This window comes from Asticcacaulis endophyticus (assembly GCF_014652575.1).
Taxonomy (GTDB): Bacteria; Pseudomonadota; Alphaproteobacteria; order Caulobacterales; family Caulobacteraceae; genus Asticcacaulis; species Asticcacaulis endophyticus.
The window spans coordinates 109,472-126,410 of the sequence record NZ_BMZB01000002.1 but is presented as its reverse complement, the minus strand read 5'-3'; the positions used below and the strand labels follow the sequence as shown (position 1 = coordinate 126,410).

Sequence of the window (16,939 nt, the reverse complement as noted above, 5' to 3'; positions counted from 1 at the left end):
TCAGTCACTGCGTCACCCTGGAACTAGCTGCTGAATGTAGCGTTGGTCGCAAATATTACTATACCTGCAATAAGCATCGCGAACCCTTCTCGTCCGTATATGTATTTATTTCCGGCTTCAAAGCTGGTTGTTTTGATATCGTCGCCAACAGGCGCGCGCCCACGTCCCAAAGCGCCAGCCCAAGACCCTATAAAATACCCAATGGGCCTGGGCAGTCCGAGCAAGAATAGAATTCCAAGTCCAACACTTCCCATAAACAATCCCGACAGCAACATAGCGAACGGCCAGATCTTTGGATCACGCCCTTGATTCGGGGTGCCAGCTTCTGCCCTGGCGAAGATACCACCACCAATAAACGATAGAATATGTAAGTCTTTGAACCACCCAGGCACACTGAAATGAAAACCAAGGGCGTCCAACAATCGCAGAAACGGCACTTGAACCATGTCTATAATAGGCCTGAACAGTCCTCGATAGAACTCAATGAGGTCAGTAAACATGTGAGAAATAGGAACAGAGAATGCGTGTGAAACGATGCTCAAAAATGTGGTTGCCGCTAAGAACGCTCCAAACACAGTCATCCACCAGCTTATAGCTTTGTTCATTCCTCCCCCCCCTATCAGAAATCGGCCAAAAGCCTTCAAATTTGCACAGGACAAGGCTCCAGTGCTTCGGTGAAACTACAGACAATGTAAGTCTTTTTTCTGCTTTACGGAACGGAAAGGCTATCACTTTTTTTAATCATGTCCGCTTTCTGTAACGGGGCACTTAAAGGCAATCCCCTTTTGAGCCATTTCCGGTCGCCGGCTTCGTGGTTCTGTCCGCAGTCATCTCCGCGAGTGCTGCATGATGGTGTAAGAAAGGTTCGGCCAACCCACGTCCTACTCTAGACGAGCGAACGGCGGGACAATCAAAATCGTTGGACTGCGGGATGCTATGAATATGCCTCTGGCCCGATGCAGCGGACGCTTACACGACATTGTTGGATGACTTCTGCAAAGAAGTCGAGTAATTGATAATCGTTCGCAACTATAAACGGATGCTAAGATATTTAGCATTTAAGCCTTCATGCCCCATAATTCGCCCCACGGAACCCCGCCTACAGCGCTGACTTTGACGCGCGTGCTGGAAAGCCGATACACCGAATTACACAGGTTTGCCTTGCGTAAATCCGGGTCTAGCTCCGTTGCCGACGAGGTTATGCAAGACGCCTGGATTCGCCTGGAAAAGCTGAACACGCCTAAACCCGCCGATTCCCCTGACATACAAAATCCTGTCGCCTATATACGTCGGATGATCGCAAATCTGATCATCGACCGTCAGCGCCAATTCAGCGCCCAAGCTCGGGTTTTCACCGCGCAGGAAGTCCCGGAAACCATTGTGAGCGACACCCCTTCGCCGTTCCAGGTGCTGGCCAGCCAGCAAGAGTTTGCGGTTCTGCAGCAGGCTATCAGGGACTTACCCGACAGAAGCCGACAGGTCTTTCTTCTTTACCGCGGCCAGGGGTTGTCGATGAAAGAGGTCGCGGCCCAACTTCAGATTTCGCCGCGAACCGTCGAGAACCATTTGGCGTTTGCCCTGTCGCACTGTCGCAAGCGCTTGCGCGAGGTCGGTAGAAACGCATGATACTAGGGGATTTCACCTTCCTCGTTCGTCTAGTAAATAGACCGGCACGGGAAGGCATATGACGACTCCACTTTCAGACACCGATGACGCCCTCTTTGAAGAGGCCAGTCGATGGCATCTACGTCGGCGGGAATCGCCCGACGCTAAGACCGAACACGCCTTTCAGGTCTGGCTCGCAGGTGGCTCTGAGCGCGCTGAAGCCATGCGCGAAGCCGAAGCTCTATTTTCCGTGCTGGGTGCCCCGGCCCTGGCGATTGACAAAGAGCAAGCTTCTTTCCTGCCGCGAAACGAAAGGCATCGTGCGCCGCCCGCCTATCGCAAGTGGCAGGGCTATGCCATAGCCGCAAGCCTGGCGATTGCCGTCATTGGCGGCACATGGCTGACACAAGGCGGGTATTACCGCCTGCGGGGTGATACGGTTACAGCCGTTGGTGAAACCCGTACTCTGCGGCTCAACGACGGCAGTGTGATTACATTGAATACGGACACGGCGTTGAATGTGGCCTACAGTGCCGATACCCGCCGGGTGCACCTTAAACGCGGCGAGGCCTATTTTGAGGTGGCCCACAACCCGGCCCGCCCGTTTATCGTCGACAGCCCGTCGGGCAGCGCGCGTGTTCTCGGCACCGCCTTTGATGTTCGCTATGATACCCAGCGTACCCATGTCAGCGTGGTCAAAGGCGCCGTGGGCGTCCAGGCCCCTCGTCTTCAGCGACAGGACGTGCTGATGCCCGGTCAAAGCGCATGGGTTAGCCAGAGCCGCATTGACCGCGACGCGGACCGTGACCCGATCGAACTTGCGGCTTGGCGCAAAGGCCAACTGGTCTTCTACCGCGCTCCGCTGTCGGAAGTTGTCGATGAAATCAGTCGCTACCGTCGCGGGGTGGTAGTCCTCGCCAGCTCGGACGCGCGCCAGAAGACAGTGACGGGCGTCTTTAATATTGCCGATCCCGATGTGGCTATTGATGCCGTAATAGATACGCTGGCCCTTCGCACCGTCCGCATGAGCGATAAAGCCATTCTGATATATTAAGGCTGGATTTTGCCGGTCGCACGCACCCGACTGTGCCTTTCTTACGCGTTTGAAAAAAATATCTCAATTTCCACTAGGTGATCCCACCCACCCGGTTCGTCTTATTAGACATGACGATGCAAATGATAATCGTTTGCATTATTAAATAACTTGTCGATCAGACTGTGGGGCCTCTATGACCAACTTCAACTGCACATTTCCGCCGTTTCGAAAACGCGGCAAGGCGCTGCTCCTGTGCAGCGCGGTAACTCTGGCCGTTGCCGCCGTCGCCTTGCCTGTAGGCGCGCAAGACAGCCCCGTGCAGGCAGCGCCTCAACAGAAGACTCATAGCCTTGACATTCCGTCGCAGTCGCTACCAAAAGCGCTGGCACGCCTTACCGATCGCGGTCAAGGCCGCAATCGTGGCGATCTCGCGGGATCTTAGATCCAGTTGCGGGCGCGCGTAGATATCGCCAAACGGATACTCGATCAGATAGCGCGCGAAATCAGGAGATATCTTCGTCATACTTTCGACCACCACCTCGCCATCCCGACCGTCGATGGCCTTGAGTTGGTTCAGGCCTCGGGTGTAGCGGTCGGTCATGGGCGTGTGCTCCTGTGTTTGGGCGAAGACGTGACTGGTTGTCACCGATAGTGTTGCGGCCATCAGAACCGCTATGAACCTGCGCATCTTGATCTCCTTGCCGATGGAAAGATCACTCTCCCGCAAACGCCTTCATCATTCCAATTCATTCTGATAGGGTTTGATATGCGCCAAATTCATATCTCCAGGCTCGACCTTAACCTCCTGAAGGTGTTCGATGCCCTCATGACGGAACGCCATGTCACCCGGGCAGGTGACCGGATTGGCCTGACCCAATCCGGTGTCAGCCATGCGCTCAGTCGGCTACGGGCACTGTTGGCCGATCCGCTGTTCGTGCGCCCCCCCAAGGGCATGATGCCAACCCAAGCCGCGATAGATATGGCCGACGATGTCCATGCGCTGCTGGAACACGCCCAAAGCCTGCTGACACCACGCAGTCATTTTGATCCGGCCACTAGTGAGAGAGTGTTTCGGTTAGGCCTGTCTGACTACGCGGCTTTCATTCTCTTACCGGCATTGACCCGTCATTTGTCCAGGCTGGGTTCCGATATTGGCGTGAGTGTCGTCAACGCCAACCATACAACCGGATTGCCACTGCTCGACGCTGATGGCGCAGAACTGATCGTCGGCAATTTTCCACCGTCACCCGCCCACATGAACCAGATCCGTCTCTTTCAGGAGGATTTTGTCTGCGCTGCCCGGCAAGGTCATCCCGAGTTGCGTGTGGCGGGCATGTCTATTGATGTTTATCGGCAGGCGCGCCACGTCCAGGTGTCGTCGAAGGGCGAGATGCACGGCTATATTGATGGTGACCTCAAGGCCACGGGCATTGTGCGTAACGTCAAGGTGACGGTAGGGCACTTCCTGATGGCGCCCTTTATGGTCGTGGATTCGGAACTTATCGCCACAGAACCCCTTCGTTTGTTGACCGCCTTTACCAAAACGCACGGGCTTGTTCTGTATGAAGCGCCCGTCGCCATGCCCTCCTTCGACGTCGTTATGGCGTGGCATAAGAAGAACGACGCTGATCCTGGTCACCAATGGCTGCGGGAGCAAATCCAAAACCTGGCCATAACGAACTCAGTCTAGCGCCCTCGCCCTTATCCGCACTTTACCGGCTCAGAGACCTTCACCTCCGGCTTTGCGCGCAGGCAAAGAACCATAATCAACCCTGCGGTGGCCATAACCGCGCCTGCCAATGACACTGCGGGATAGCCCAGTCCGGCGGAGATGACCGCGCCCCCAAGGGCGGCACCGACAGCATTGCCCAGGTTAAAGGCACCGACGTTCATGGCTGAAGCCAGATTGGGCGCGTCGGCGGCAACGTTCATAATGCGGGTCTGCAAGGGCGGCACCAGTGCAAAGCTCGCTGTGCCCCATAGGAATATCAGTACGGCCGCAGGCACGGGCCAGCGCATACCCCAGGCGAACAGAACCAACAACACCACAAGGCCAGCGAGTGTCACAATCAGGGTGGCATCGATCGAGCGGTCGGCGTACCGGCCACCCAGCCAATTGCCAGCAGTCAATCCCAAACCATAGATGACAAGCATTGCCGTCACGAAAGCGGTGGAGGCCTTGGTCTCGCTTTGCAGGATGGGGGCAATATAGGTGAAGACCGTGAACATCGCACTGGCACCCACCACGGTCAGCGCCAAGGCTGCCAGCACCGCGGGCCGCTTCAGGACGCGTAACTCCGTCATCATATCGGCGTTCTTATCGGCGGGAAGCTCTGGCAAAGACACACGCAGACTTATCATGGTGACTATACCCAGCCCGGTGATCCCCCAGAACGCCGCGCGCCATCCCATAACCTCCCCGGCCCAGGTGGCGAGAGGCACACCACCGATCGTCGCGATCGTCAATCCCATGAACATGGCCGCGACAGCCCCGGCTCGCCGTTCGGGTGCGACCAAACTTGAGGCTACAACTGCTCCTACCCCAAAGAAGGCGCCATGATTAAACGAGGTCACCACACGCGCGATCAGCAGCACGGTGTAGTCACCCGCTATCGCCGAAACGAGGTTGCCGATCGTGAATATGGCCATCAGTCCGATCAGCAACGTCCGGCGCGGAACCCGTCCTGTCGTCAGGGTCATGATCGGTGCACCGATCAGCACTCCCATGGCGTAGGCACTGACGAGCAATCCAGCCGCGGGTATGGATACGCCCAGATCGGCGGCCATAATGGGGAGAAGCCCCATGGGCGCAAATTCCGTAACGCCAATGCCGAAGGCGCCGGTTGCCAGCGCCAGAAGAGGAAGATTGAGCTTCATTGAAATTATCCTGATTATGTGCCCTAAGCATATGAATGCTTTCAGCCTTGCTGTGTAGGCAGTCTTCAAGACAAGGCTCTGTGCGTAGGATTCACAAATGAAACGCGAAATGGCCGACCGGTCCGGTGAGATGGAAGCGTTTGCCGCCGTGGTGCGTGAGCAAAGTCTTTCGGGCGCGGCGCGACGACTGGGGCTGACCCCCTCTGCCGTGAGCCGGACGATCACCCGTATAGAAACGCGCTTGGGTGTGCGCTTGATTGTGCGCACGACACGGTCGATCACCCTGACACCGGAGGGGGAAGCCTACGCCCGAGGCGCCGCGCGCATTCTGGCCGATCTGACTGAAGTCGAAGACGCCATAGCCGATCAGGGCGTTCCGCGAGGCCGCCTGCGGGTCAGTGCCGCCCTGGCCCACGGTCGTCTGGTTATAGTGCCGCTGTTAGGGGAATTTTCCGACAGGTTTCCAGGTATACTGGTCGATATTAGCCTCAGCGATACCTTAGTGGATGTGCTGGGTGGACGCGCCGATGTGGCGATCCGCTTTGGCCCCCTGTCGGATAGCCCCTTGACGGCTCGACGCCTGGGCGACACAGGACGATCCATTGTGGCATCGCCGGAGTATCTCGCGCGACGGGGTACGCCTCTGGTACCGGAAGATTTACGTAATCACAACTGCCTGAATTTCGACTTTGCCCGCATTGAACCCGGCTGGCCGTTTCGCAAGAACGGGCACGACTACGCGCTAGGGGTTTCGGGCACCATCGAAGCCAACAATGGTGAGACCCTTGTCCAATTAGCTCTGCAAGGCGTTGGCATTGCCCGCGTCGGAAACTTCCATCTCGCGGATGAGATTACGGCTGGCAAACTGGTCGTTCTACTCGACGATTTCAACCCCCAAGACCGTGAGCCGATCCATGCGGTCTTTGTGGGCGGGAGCCACATGCCCGCGCGTGTTCGGGTGTTCGTTGATTTCCTTGTGGAACGCCTAGCCACGCGATAACTCGGCTGACCCAAGCAATCTCTACTGAGGTATACTGCCATGCGCCCTTTCCGGACATTCGAGACGATGCGCCAGAATCCTCACAGCGGACATTACGCCTTGAATTGTGCGTCATCAAAGCCACACCCAATGCGACACTGGGGAGTTCACGATATTTGGGACGGAATAGCGTGATGAGTGCGGAAAGTGGGTATGCAGTGTTTAGAAAACTGAGCCCTGTCTACCGCACAAAGAAGTCCAAATCGAATTGCAGTTCGACAGTCTCTCCGGCGATTTCCGACGGTGGACGCGGCAGTGGGCTGGCCCGTTTCAGGGTATCAAGAGCTGCCCGATCCAGAGCCGCTGAACCTGACGAGCGCACAACCGAACCTTTCAGCACCCGGCCCTGACGGTCCATGGTAAAGCGCACTTGCACCACGCCCTGCCGGCCCCGGGCCGTCGCAGGATAGCGTTTGTGTTTTTCTATATGGCTCAGAAGCTGTCCCTGCCAGGTCTGAGGCGTCGTCGCGGCTAATGATGCCGGGGGCGCAGGCTTCGCCGCAGTCGCTGTGGTGGCCGGAGCCGGATTGGTCGCGACGCTTGTGGTGACGAGTGGTGTGGGCGGGGGTACGGGTATGGGCTCGATATCACTGGGCAGAACCTCATGCACAATGCGCTCAATCGGGCGCGGCTCAGCCTTTGAAGCTAGCGCTTCGACCTGACGCTTACCGTCAGGCTGCTCGGACGGCGGCTCCGGCGGGGCCTGCAGCGTCACCATCTCCACAGCCAGACTTGGCGCCTCAACCGGCAGGGGCGCCGGTGAATAAAGTCCCCACAACACAACTATAGCCGCAGGGGCGGCATGCAGCACAAGCGACACCACCACACCGCGCGCCAAACCCTTTTGCTTAGGCTTTGGCCGCGCCTCAAACTGCGCCCACGGACTGGGCGGTATCAGATCGCGCACCCCGTCAAACGCCATCGTAGAACCGCCGCACCAGTCCGTGCACCCGATTAAACGCCGCTTCGGCTCCGGCGGTTACCCGCGCTTCTTCGTCCGCTCTTAGATCGATCGAATCCAGAGCCGCAGTAAAAGTGCGCCAGTGCAGCCCCCGCCCCTCATCGGCTGGGGCTAGATGGCGCGCGCCGTTAGTGGCATCAAGGCCAAGCCTGGCCGCAAATTTCAGCAGAAATGCCGCCCCAAGGTTCGAGCCTTCGGCCACATAGAGCCAGCCCAGAGCCGTCGGCAGATCAATAGCCTCGCCCTCAACAAATCTTGGCTCACCTTCCGCTTCGGGAAGATCCGCGCCGACATCGGCTAGATCACTGGCCACCGCCTCAAAACGGCGGCGGCCGGTAAGGTCGGGCAGCAGCCGGTCGAGTACCGGCACCTGATAAAGGGCGGCGATATCACGATGAAACAGGTACTGAACCTTCAGAAACTTCACATAGTTCTCAACACTGGCAAACGGCTCACCCCCCATGATCGACTTATCAAGCCGGTCATGGGTCCCCGTTGTTAGCCCCTTAAGGCGTTTGGAACGCGAGCTTTGGTCGATTACCTCGCTCATATTATCTCCAGTTCTATGCCGCATGCATTTTGAGGGGTACGCATTTTACTTAAAACCACCATGACCAAACCCCTCACGCATTGCAGGAGGGGTTTGGATGTCAGTTAGAAGCGGTAGTTCAACCCAATCTTGAGCTGATCAAGCCGGGCATTCGGCTCCCAACCCAGGGTGAGAAAGAAGGGTGTGTTTTCAGGGGCGCTAATATTCTGGCTCTGCGACCAGTAATCACCTCGCTCGAACTGAATATTGCGGTATTCCCCGACAAACGACCAATGCTCCCCAAGAGCATATTCAGCACCGGCCCCGATGAAGGTGCCGCGCATGCGGCCGTCACCGGCATATTGTATATCCGGGCGACGTCTGGAGGCCTGGTAGCCGATCTGTGACTCTGTATCCGCCACAGCGCGGCCTCCGACGACATAGACCAGTGTACGATCGGTGACGATCCCGAGACGAATACCTGCCGTCGTCAGGTTGCTAATGGCTATTGAGGACAGGTATTCGGTTTGGAAACGTTGTTTTGCGCTAATCTTTCCAGCGCTGTAATCGAGGACCGGCCCGACGACAAAACGGTCAGCAAACACATAGTTGTAGCCGAACTGGACGCCGGCCGCTGTTTCAGCCACATCACTGAAATTTAGAGCTCTGATGCCCCCAGAGCCAAACGCTTCCGCACTGATCGGCCCCTGGGACCTTGATCCATGCAGACCAACATACAGGCCATTCCAATCAACCGGCTCACCTGAATTGCGGCTATCGCCCTCACCCAAATACCGGCCCGACTTTGGCCCGTTAAAGGCCGCCGTAAGCCCGAAACGTAAAGTGCGGCCAGGCGACGGCATCAGCGCCAGTCCCAAGGGTTCTACGTAATACTCGTCAAAGACATTTTCCGCAGATACATAAAATTTTGCACCGTCCGTCACCGCGTAGTCTGCGTAAAGACTAGTAACAGTATATGGCTTCCAATCTATCAGGGCGATGAAGGGATTAGCCCCGCCGGACGTAGGTTCGGCTTTCGCCGCGCGCGGCCCGGTACGGTTGACGCGGGCACTAAGGTTCAGGCGATCCTTCAGAAGCTTTTGCGACAGGGTCAGGTTCCAGCTATATTCCGGAGGGACCTGATTGGTGGCATAGTCTGCGGCAAGGGATGAATCCTTGCAGCTATTCTCAGTCCGGCAGAAAGCCACCTTATCGTAATAGGTCGCGTTCAGGTCTGCCGCAAAACCGCCCTTTCGGTAACGTCCTGACAGCTCCCATCCCGTGAATTCAGCCTTCTCAAGGTTGGAAACGACCATGGTGCTGGTATAGTAATAGCATCTGCCATTATAAAAGTAGGCACAGACCTGCGTCCACTGACGATAGATGTAATCATCAGTCTGATTGCGGAAATAGGAGAGCTTAAGGGCACCCTCATCCTCGCCCCACATCCCGCGCCGCTCTGCATTAAGCCCCAGTTCCCAGTTATTCGAGCGCTCAGGTTTCAAGTCGGGCGATACCGTCGTGGCAAAAGCTCCGACAGATTCGAACAAGGATGGCAGACGGTGGGCGCGATCGTAACGGACATAAGCCTGTAGCCCCTCAACCGGTGTCCTGACACTTGCCGCCAGAGATATATCGGTTCCATTACCAGAAACTCGCTCTTTCTGGCTAAGTGGGTTTTTGTTCTCACTTTCGAAGTTTTGATACCGCAGACCGTTTGTAACCGTCAGCCATGTTAAAGGCTCCCAGCGCGTATTGACAAAAAGACTAGCACTTTTGCGGCTTCCTTCACGCGGCGGTATACCAACATAATAGGCGCGATCAGGGCCAGTCGATTCCGACAGGTACGACAGACCATATTGTACATTCAAAGGCTGGCCGGCGACGCTTAAGCTGGACGTATTGCTGACATCTGCGCCACGTGACTTACCCCATTTATGGCTCTGCTCTGTATTGGATGATGAGATGCTCAATTCGGTCATCTCAGTTCCCCACAGATTGAACTTGAGATCAATCAGTTCACTGACCGGGTCCCACCGGTAGCGCGCCGTGTAGGTGTCGAGTAAAACTTCAGACAGCGGGTATTCTGATGCCAATCCCTGATTATTCCACAAACTGCCCGGAAAGGTTTCGCCGTAATGGCTATCGTAGCGTGAAAATCCAAGATCCAGAGTTTGAGAATCCGTGATCCTGAGCGTGCCTTTCAGCAGAAAAGATTCTGCATCCTGAGACGTGTTGAGCACCTCTTCGCCGGACAGGTACGCCGTCAGCCCCAACTGATGCCAATTGTTATAATAGGCACAATCTTCCGCTGAATACGGACAGGTCGTCAGGCGCGAACCATTCGATCCTTCCTCGCCTGCATGATAATTGCCTGACCGGCGGTGAGAATAGCCAAACACCGTGTCAAAACGAGAGCTTTTTGTCCCGACTAACATGCTATAGGCTGATGTATTGAGGTCTAAGTCGGACGGTCGTTGAGGCATAGTCTCTGTGCTGACCAATCCGGTTGAGGGCGCTTGCGAAAAGGCTACACGCCCCTGCTCACGGGGGCTTGTATTGCCACCGTACTCAGCCTTCATTCGGATACCGATGACTTCACCCTCTCCGACTATGTCATCTGCGGTAACCGTGCGCAGGGTGAGTGTGCCGCCGATTGCTCCGGAAGCTCCGGGCTGGCCGCTTGAGCCCTTTTCAATGGATACGCTCGATATGAAATCAGGATCTATGAAGGTACGGTTGGCGATACCCTGATAACCGCGATACACATTGGTTGAGTTCTGGGCGCCGTCAACGGTGACAACGACACGTCCTTGTCCCTGAAGCCCGCGTATATTGACATCAATCCCACCATTGGCGCGACTTTCACCTGACAAAATGCCGGGAGCCGATTTCAGGATGTCGGCCGGCGATGTACCGCGGAAGGCGTCGATCTGTTCACGCTCAATAACACTGACAGAGCCGGGAGTCGTATATACACTTTCGGGGCGACCATCCCACAGTGGCGTGCCGGTGCCGGTTCCGGCAACCCGGTCACCACGACCAGTATCAACTGAGGATTCCACACGAATAGTGCCAAGCTGAATTGCCCCGTTTGCGCCCGGAGCCTTTTCCAGTGTCACCTTATTCCCTGCGATGCGATAGGTCAGGCCCGTACCCGCAAGCAAACGCGACAGTGCCTCTGAAGCGGTAATTTCCCCGCGCACGGCACCCGACGGCACAGTGGGTAAAGCCTCGCCGAAGACCAGATCAAGTCCAGTGACGCGTGTAAAGATCGCAAGCGCTGACCCCAAGGGCTGAGGCGAGATATCGAACCTCTGTTTAACGTCTGTTTGTGCATAGGCCGCTGCGGGCAAACTCAAGGCCATCATCGCCGCAAGAGCGGTCGACTGGTGTAGCCCCCTCCTCAAACTTGCCAGCGAAAGAAACCCATATATTGCTTTAGATCTAAACATTTTGCCGCCCTACTCACTTTGCCCAAATTGACGCCATCTGGCGTCCCTGAGGATGAGGACGTCGGTCCTTTGCATTTGTCAGTCTGCAAATGAGAATTATTTTTATATTTTGCTAATTACGGTCATGAGTGGTGTTATACGCCTTACCCGGACGGGTAAACTTTCTGCCAGACGCGCCACGCCGTCACCGGCATTGGCCACGCTTACCATCAGGGTGACCTCTCGCGCGGCCAGAGCTTTGTCAGCAATGATCGTACGCCCCCCCGCCCAGCGATCGAGCACTCGCACAACCTCGGATAACGGGCGGGAAACAAAAACCAGACGGCCCGTTCGCCACGCCAGCGCATTTTCATCCGCCGTTAATGTCGGCCCAATTCGGGCTTTTGCGTAACGCAAACTATAACCGTCCTCCAGACGCACAGCTTGCCCGGCCAGCACCACCCTGACGGCGTGTTCGGTCACAGTTACCTGTGTTGACGTGTCATCCGTCGCCACAGCAAAGGCTGTGCCCAGTGCCGTTATCCGCCCGCCGGCCGCGGCCACCTCGAACGGTCGCGATGGATCGCGGGCTACTTTGAACCATGCCTCGCCCGACAAAAGCTTCACCCGTCGACGATCCGGCGAAAAACTTACTGACAAGGCAGATTGCGAGGCCATCTCCACACGTGAGCCATCTGGCAGCATCGCCGTTCTAAGCTGTCCCGTTCCGGCGCGGTAGTCGGCGAAAGGATGCGCCTGCATGAGAAGCCGCCCCCCCGCCAAAACTGCCAGAGCCCCGGCCGCTCCGCCAATCAGGCCACGCCGGTGGGTTGTCCCGTTCAATGCCGCCAGGCCGTCTGATGCCCCCCAAAGCTTTTCAATCCGGTCGTAGGTCTGCACATTACAGGGATCAGCAGCACACCACACTTCGAACTCAGCGATCAGAGCCTCGTCGGCATTCTCATCGCGTAGGGCCACAAACCACCGGGTCGCGGCCAGCCGCACCGGATCAAGCCGGTCGAGCGGATCTGTTTCATGAATTGAGGGTGTCAAAATCTTAACCTTACGTCTGCAGACAGCACCCACGGCTGGGTCCGTCACTGATTATGACGTTGCCACTATGCATTTGTCAGGTCGTGGGGCCGTAATCATTGGCAGCCGCCATTTGAAGCGCCAAAAGTGCACGCACCATATGCTCCTGAACCGCTTGACGCGACAGACCGAGTTTACGGCCTATGTCGGCGTAGGACATGCCTTCAATACGTGACAAGCGAAAGATTTGGCGTGGACGGGCCGGCATAGCGGTTATGATTGCATTCATCCGTCTCAGTTCATCGCGCGTCAGTAGTTGAGTTTCAGGGTTTGGCTTCAGATCAGCCACATTCAGGTAGAAGGCCTCATCTACCTCAACTACCGGATTACGCGATTGTCGGCGGTAATGATCGACCGTCAAATTGCGTGCAATACTATAGATATATGCACGTATGTTCCCTATGCCTTCACCAGCCAATGCGCCGGCTACTCGTGCCCAGCTTTCCTGAGCAATATCTTCGGCATCGCTATGAGAGCGTACACGTCCCCGCACATGCGAAAACAGCGGCCCCTGAAGTTGACGGGCGATTTGATTTAGGGACAGATTGTTTCGGTCCGGTAAGGGGGAGCTTTCGGCCATGAGGCCAACACAACTAGCACAGTTGCGAATGATCCGCAAGTTCTACAGGTAACCCTGTTGCTCAGGCAAGCGACATTCCCTCGGCGACGTGAATAGCCCGCAAACATAACTTCATGTGAGCGACCAAGGCGGACATTCGCGGTACGCGCCGAAATCTCAGAAGCGGACATTACCAGCTCCTTTTTCATCCAATTCGTAACAAGCAACGCGTCTAAAATTTTTGGGGCACCTCAGTCTGCCCCACAATAGGCATCAAGGAACCGGAAAGTGTCAGCTTCCCATATCGATATCCCCCGGTACGCAAAACTGTGGCCGTCACGATCCGACGATCCAAAGGCGGGATAGAGGTTCACCTCCGCCACCTTGCCGGCTTTGACCATTTCCTTGTGAAGGACAATACTTGGCGCCACATCGTAGTCGTTCTGGGCCTGAAAAAACAGAACGGAAATCGGGATTTGGCGCACCGTTTTTGTCATGGCGTCGCGGATTTAAGGCGCCTGAGCCCAGCTTTCCGCGCCGCACGATGCGTCAATCGCGGCGCAGTAGCCGAGGTGCTGTGCCCCAAACAGGGCTTCGACGGCACCGAACGAATTCCCCGTGGTGGCAATCCAAGACGTCTGCACAAACGGCTGACGGGCAGGCAACCATTCCCGGGGCCTTGAAGAACGAACCGCATGCCCCGGAAAAGACGATAATGTATTGTAAACAACGAGCCATGCTGATTAGATTGATTTTTGAATTAAACGCGCCTGCATTCCGCTGATAATGCAGGTGTAAAAGCCATCGGCGGAACGGGAGACGATGGATGCATTCGCGTAGACACTTTTTCGCCATAGCCGGCCTGGGGAGCGCCGCCGTTATGACCTCCGCGGCCATTGCACAATCGCAAGAGGCGGACGGCGTGCCATCAGGTGGGCCCCCGTCCTTCGGCCCGCCGCTTCCCGCCCATATCAAAGGCGGCACCGCGATCACAAAGGTCTCAGGTGATGGCCAGCGATTGATCGCTATCGCGGTCGGCTACGATCAGGACATCGACACATCCAAATTGTCTGTCTCGACCTTCGCTGTCGAAGGGCGGACAGTGACAGCCGTTTATGCGAACACGGCCGCTGCCATGGCGAAAGTCGGCACACATGGACGCTTCGTGATCATCGAGTTGTCAGCAGATGACGCGGATGCCCGCATTAATTTCAGCAACGGTCGATCCACGACACACAAGGATGCCACGGCGACCTTCACGCAGATCGGCCCAGTCAGGACGGCAAACGGCAGCGTTTATCCGGCAACGACAGTCGCGATCCCCATTACCAGTGTTTCAAACCTGATCGTGGATGATTTTGATCAGCGCGTCTTCAGCGATCCGAAAACCGGCGACGTCGTGCAATACAACCTGTTCGTACCGACCAACTACGATCCCGGCAAAACCTACCCGATGGTTCTGTTCATGCACGACGCGGGGGTTACCGGCCGTGTCGTTGAAACGACCCTGATACAGGGTCTGGGCGCCGTGATATGGGCCAGTCCTCAAGAGCAGGCCAAGCACGAATGCTTCGTGCTTGCACCCCAGTTCGCCGTTCAGGTTGCCGGTGACGACAGTGAAGAGAGCAGTTGGATCGATACCGTGGTCGATCTGCTCGACCACGTAGCGCGCGCATACAGCATCGACAAGAACCGGCTCTATACGACGGGTCAGTCCGGTGGCGCGATGCTTTCCATCGCCATCAACATCAAATATCCTGATCTGTTCGCAGCCTCGTTCATCGTCGCCGGTCAATGGGAGCCGACGAAAGTCCAGCCCCTTGCGAAACAGACACAATGGGTCGTCGTCGCAGAAGGTGATACGAAAGCCTTCCCTACGCAGAACGCCATGATGAAGGTTTATGAAGGTCTGGGGGCCAAGATAAGCCGGGCTACCTGGAGCGGGCTTTCCACGCCAGCTCAATTCGCGGCGGGCGTTGCGGCGATGAGAGCTCAGGGCCGTTCGATCAACTATACGGTCCTGGAAAAAGGTACTGTGGTTCCCGAGGGTCAAGACGACAACCCGGGCAGCAATCATGTCAACACCTGGCGCATCGCCTACACCATCGAAGGTATCCGCGACTGGCTCTTTGAACAGAAAAAATGAAGCTGCCTTGCCAAAACCGGTGACAGTCCGCGGTTCCAGTTGACGCCGTGATTGAAGATGTTGGGCAACGCGATGCGCCCACGCCCATTACCTACTGTAATCGAGACTGACAGGCCGCACCGCTATTTCTTGGCCGGGTTTCGCCGGGCCCGATGGCGGACTTGTCCTTCAAGCGGCATTACGAAACCAAGGCGTCGCGCTCATCGACAGAATACTCGTTGCCGATGACATCGAGGCGGGACGCCTGGTTCAGGTGTTCGAACTATCGCTGCCCTACGGTGCGTACTACCTCGTGGCACGCAATTTTAGCCGGCTGACCGAACTCGCAAAACGGTTTACCCAATGGCTTCATGGTCGGATCGCGCAGAGTCCAGACGTGTCCCCACCTCTGCCTCTATGACATTATAGATCCGGGCCGGCCCTACTATACTGGCGACCGTTCGTTCAGCGTGAACGCGGAAGACTTTCCTAGTTGGCCAGCATGTCAGTGGCGAAACCCAGGTGAGGCTGATAAGATCAGGGTTGGGCATGAGCAGGACGCCGTGACCTAGAGCGCACCTATGCGGCCTTCAGGAGGGCGATCGGTACGCCATTGGCCCCGATTGGCAAGGCTGCGCCTCCTTCGCTGCGCTACGGCCCTGCGGGTGCATATCAGGTCCTTATGGCGCCTTCCGTCGCCATGAAGGCCCGCGAAAGGCGCGGGTCCTGAAACGGAGACCAGCCCATGACCACCCCTGATCTTAACGATTTTGAACCCCCTCACCAAGCCTCCCCTACCGATCATGCCTTAAGCGAACTGCAACTACATGGCTACCGCCCCTTCAACGACGAAGGCGATCCCCGACCGCTTCCAGAAGGCTGGGTCCTAGCTGGTGCCGTCGCCGACATTTTTGATGCGCTGGTATCAAGCTTCACGGATACGCGACTGGAACCGGATCTCGATACCCTGCTGTGGTCGACCGTGAACCTGTTTCACCGAGCCGCCGATCGCTTACTGCGCGAGCTCGACGACAACGAGCAGGCTCAAATGCGTAGTCAACGCGAACAGGATGGCTCCGAGATCAAATCGGTTGAACTCGAACGCCTTATCGCCGAAGGCCGCAGCTTGGTGGAGCGTCGGGATGCGTTTGAACTCATGCGCGAACAGGCCACGGAGCATTTCGTGAAGATAACCGGTGACATCTGGCGCCCCCGTGCAGGATCAGTGGTCAACCGGCAGACCCTGACTTCAGCCATCATCGATAGCCGCGACTATCTGAATGCCCGTCGTCGAACGGAAACGACCTTACTTGTACCCGCTGGCCCCAAAATCGCTTTCACGGGCGGCATGGACTATAATGACTACAATCTAATCTGGGACATGCTGGATAAGGCCCATACTAAGCACCCGGATATGGTCCTGTTGCACGGCGGCTCTCCGAAGGGGGCGGAACTCATCGCCGCCAAATGGGCAGACCATCGTAAGGTTTCGCAGGTGGTCTTTAAGCCCGACTGGAGCAAACACCGCAAGGCCGCCCCCTTTAAGCGTAATGACCAGATACTCGATACCTTGCCCATTGGCGTGGTGGTCTTCCCCGGAACCGGTATTCAAGAAAACCTTGCCGACAAAGCCAGGAAGCTTGGCATTCCGGTTTGGAAAGGCGGTGGCGCGTAAACGCTAC

Annotated in this window: 17 protein-coding genes; 7 read left to right on the top strand and 10 right to left on the bottom strand. The window is 56.6% G+C overall.

The genetic code is table 11. The features are described from left to right. Window positions 1-23 precede the first annotated feature (23 nt). Entirely contained in the window at window positions 24-605 is a 582-nt protein-coding gene (locus IE102_RS09105; RefSeq protein ID WP_189486196.1) for a hypothetical protein, read from the bottom strand. A gap of 517 nt (window positions 606-1,122) precedes the next feature. Between IE102_RS09105 and IE102_RS09100 the strand changes: the two genes are divergently transcribed. Both IE102_RS09100 and IE102_RS09095 read left to right on the top strand, forming a co-directional pair. Beyond that, window positions 1,123-1,626: an RNA polymerase sigma factor gene (locus tag IE102_RS09100; protein WP_229807709.1), complete on the top strand. Its 504-nt coding sequence runs from the start codon at window positions 1,123-1,125 to the stop codon at window positions 1,624-1,626. Between the two features lie 58 nt (window positions 1,627-1,684). Next, complete coding sequence (locus IE102_RS09095) at window positions 1,685-2,659, top strand: FecR family protein (RefSeq protein WP_189486194.1); 975 nt, start codon at window positions 1,685-1,687, stop codon at window positions 2,657-2,659. Window positions 2,660-3,011: 352 nt separating this feature from the next. Here the strand turns inward: IE102_RS09095 and IE102_RS09090 are convergent, their stop codons facing one another. Continuing rightward, on the bottom strand, window positions 3,012-3,329 hold the full coding sequence (locus IE102_RS09090; protein WP_229807662.1) for a carboxymuconolactone decarboxylase family protein: 318 nt from the start codon (window positions 3,327-3,329) through the stop codon (window positions 3,012-3,014). Between the two features lie 78 nt (window positions 3,330-3,407). Here IE102_RS09090 and IE102_RS09085 point away from each other — a divergent pair, with 78 nt between their 5' ends. After that, window positions 3,408-4,331, top strand: a complete 924-nt coding sequence (locus IE102_RS09085; RefSeq protein ID WP_189486193.1) for a LysR family transcriptional regulator — start codon at window positions 3,408-3,410, stop codon at window positions 4,329-4,331. Window positions 4,332-4,342: 11 nt separating this feature from the next. On the opposite strand, the gene IE102_RS09080 is transcribed toward IE102_RS09085, so the two are convergent. Beyond that, window positions 4,343-5,518 (bottom strand): MFS transporter, encoded by a 1,176-nt coding sequence (locus IE102_RS09080; protein WP_189486192.1) that lies wholly within the window; start codon window positions 5,516-5,518, stop codon window positions 4,343-4,345. 97 nt (window positions 5,519-5,615) lie between these two features. Here IE102_RS09080 and IE102_RS09075 point away from each other — a divergent pair, with 97 nt between their 5' ends. Continuing rightward, window positions 5,616-6,518, top strand: a complete 903-nt coding sequence (locus IE102_RS09075; RefSeq protein WP_189486191.1) for a LysR family transcriptional regulator — start codon at window positions 5,616-5,618, stop codon at window positions 6,516-6,518. A 220-nt stretch (window positions 6,519-6,738) separates the two neighbouring features. On the opposite strand, the gene IE102_RS09070 is transcribed toward IE102_RS09075, so the two are convergent. The 7 genes from IE102_RS09070 to IE102_RS09040 form a co-directional block, all read right to left on the bottom strand. Continuing rightward, complete coding sequence (locus IE102_RS09070; RefSeq protein WP_189486190.1) at window positions 6,739-7,479, bottom strand: energy transducer TonB family protein; 741 nt, start codon at window positions 7,477-7,479, stop codon at window positions 6,739-6,741. After that, on the bottom strand, window positions 7,469-8,068 hold the full coding sequence (locus tag IE102_RS09065; protein ID WP_189486189.1) for a biliverdin-producing heme oxygenase: 600 nt from the start codon (window positions 8,066-8,068) through the stop codon (window positions 7,469-7,471). The genes IE102_RS09070 and IE102_RS09065 overlap by 11 nt, the downstream gene beginning before the upstream one ends. A 104-nt stretch (window positions 8,069-8,172) precedes the next feature. Next, complete coding sequence (locus tag IE102_RS09060) at window positions 8,173-11,409, bottom strand: TonB-dependent receptor domain-containing protein (protein WP_189486188.1); 3,237 nt, start codon at window positions 11,407-11,409, stop codon at window positions 8,173-8,175. 195 nt (window positions 11,410-11,604) lie between these two features. Then, window positions 11,605-12,534: a FecR family protein gene (locus IE102_RS09055; protein ID WP_189486187.1), complete on the bottom strand. Its 930-nt coding sequence runs from the start codon at window positions 12,532-12,534 to the stop codon at window positions 11,605-11,607. Between the two features lie 76 nt (window positions 12,535-12,610). Next, window positions 12,611-13,153, bottom strand: coding sequence for an RNA polymerase sigma factor (locus tag IE102_RS09050; protein WP_189486186.1), 543 nt, complete (start codon window positions 13,151-13,153; stop codon window positions 12,611-12,613). Between the two features lie 230 nt (window positions 13,154-13,383). Beyond that, window positions 13,384-13,629, bottom strand: a complete 246-nt coding sequence (locus IE102_RS09045) for an alpha/beta hydrolase (RefSeq protein WP_189486185.1) — start codon at window positions 13,627-13,629, stop codon at window positions 13,384-13,386. Window positions 13,630-13,641: 12 nt separating this feature from the next. Continuing rightward, window positions 13,642-13,797 (bottom strand): hypothetical protein, encoded by a 156-nt coding sequence (locus tag IE102_RS09040; protein ID WP_189486184.1) that lies wholly within the window; start codon window positions 13,795-13,797, stop codon window positions 13,642-13,644. 215 nt (window positions 13,798-14,012) lie between these two features. On the opposite strand from IE102_RS09040, the gene IE102_RS09035 reads away from it, so the two are divergent. From IE102_RS09035 to IE102_RS09025, 3 genes are all read left to right on the top strand, one after another. After that, window positions 14,013-15,278: an alpha/beta hydrolase-fold protein gene (locus IE102_RS09035; protein ID WP_229807661.1), complete on the top strand. Its 1,266-nt coding sequence runs from the start codon at window positions 14,013-14,015 to the stop codon at window positions 15,276-15,278. 106 nt (window positions 15,279-15,384) lie between these two features. Next, the gene (locus IE102_RS09030; RefSeq protein WP_189486535.1) at window positions 15,385-15,678 is read left to right on the top strand and encodes a LysR substrate-binding domain-containing protein; all 294 of its coding nucleotides are present in this window, start codon (window positions 15,385-15,387) and stop codon (window positions 15,676-15,678) included. Window positions 15,679-16,002: 324 nt separating this feature from the next. Continuing rightward, window positions 16,003-16,932 carry a DUF2493 domain-containing protein gene (locus tag IE102_RS09025; protein WP_189486183.1) on the top strand — a complete coding sequence of 310 codons (930 nt, stop codon included), beginning with the start codon at window positions 16,003-16,005 and terminating at the stop codon, window positions 16,930-16,932. The last annotated feature ends 7 nt before the right edge of the window (window positions 16,933-16,939 follow it).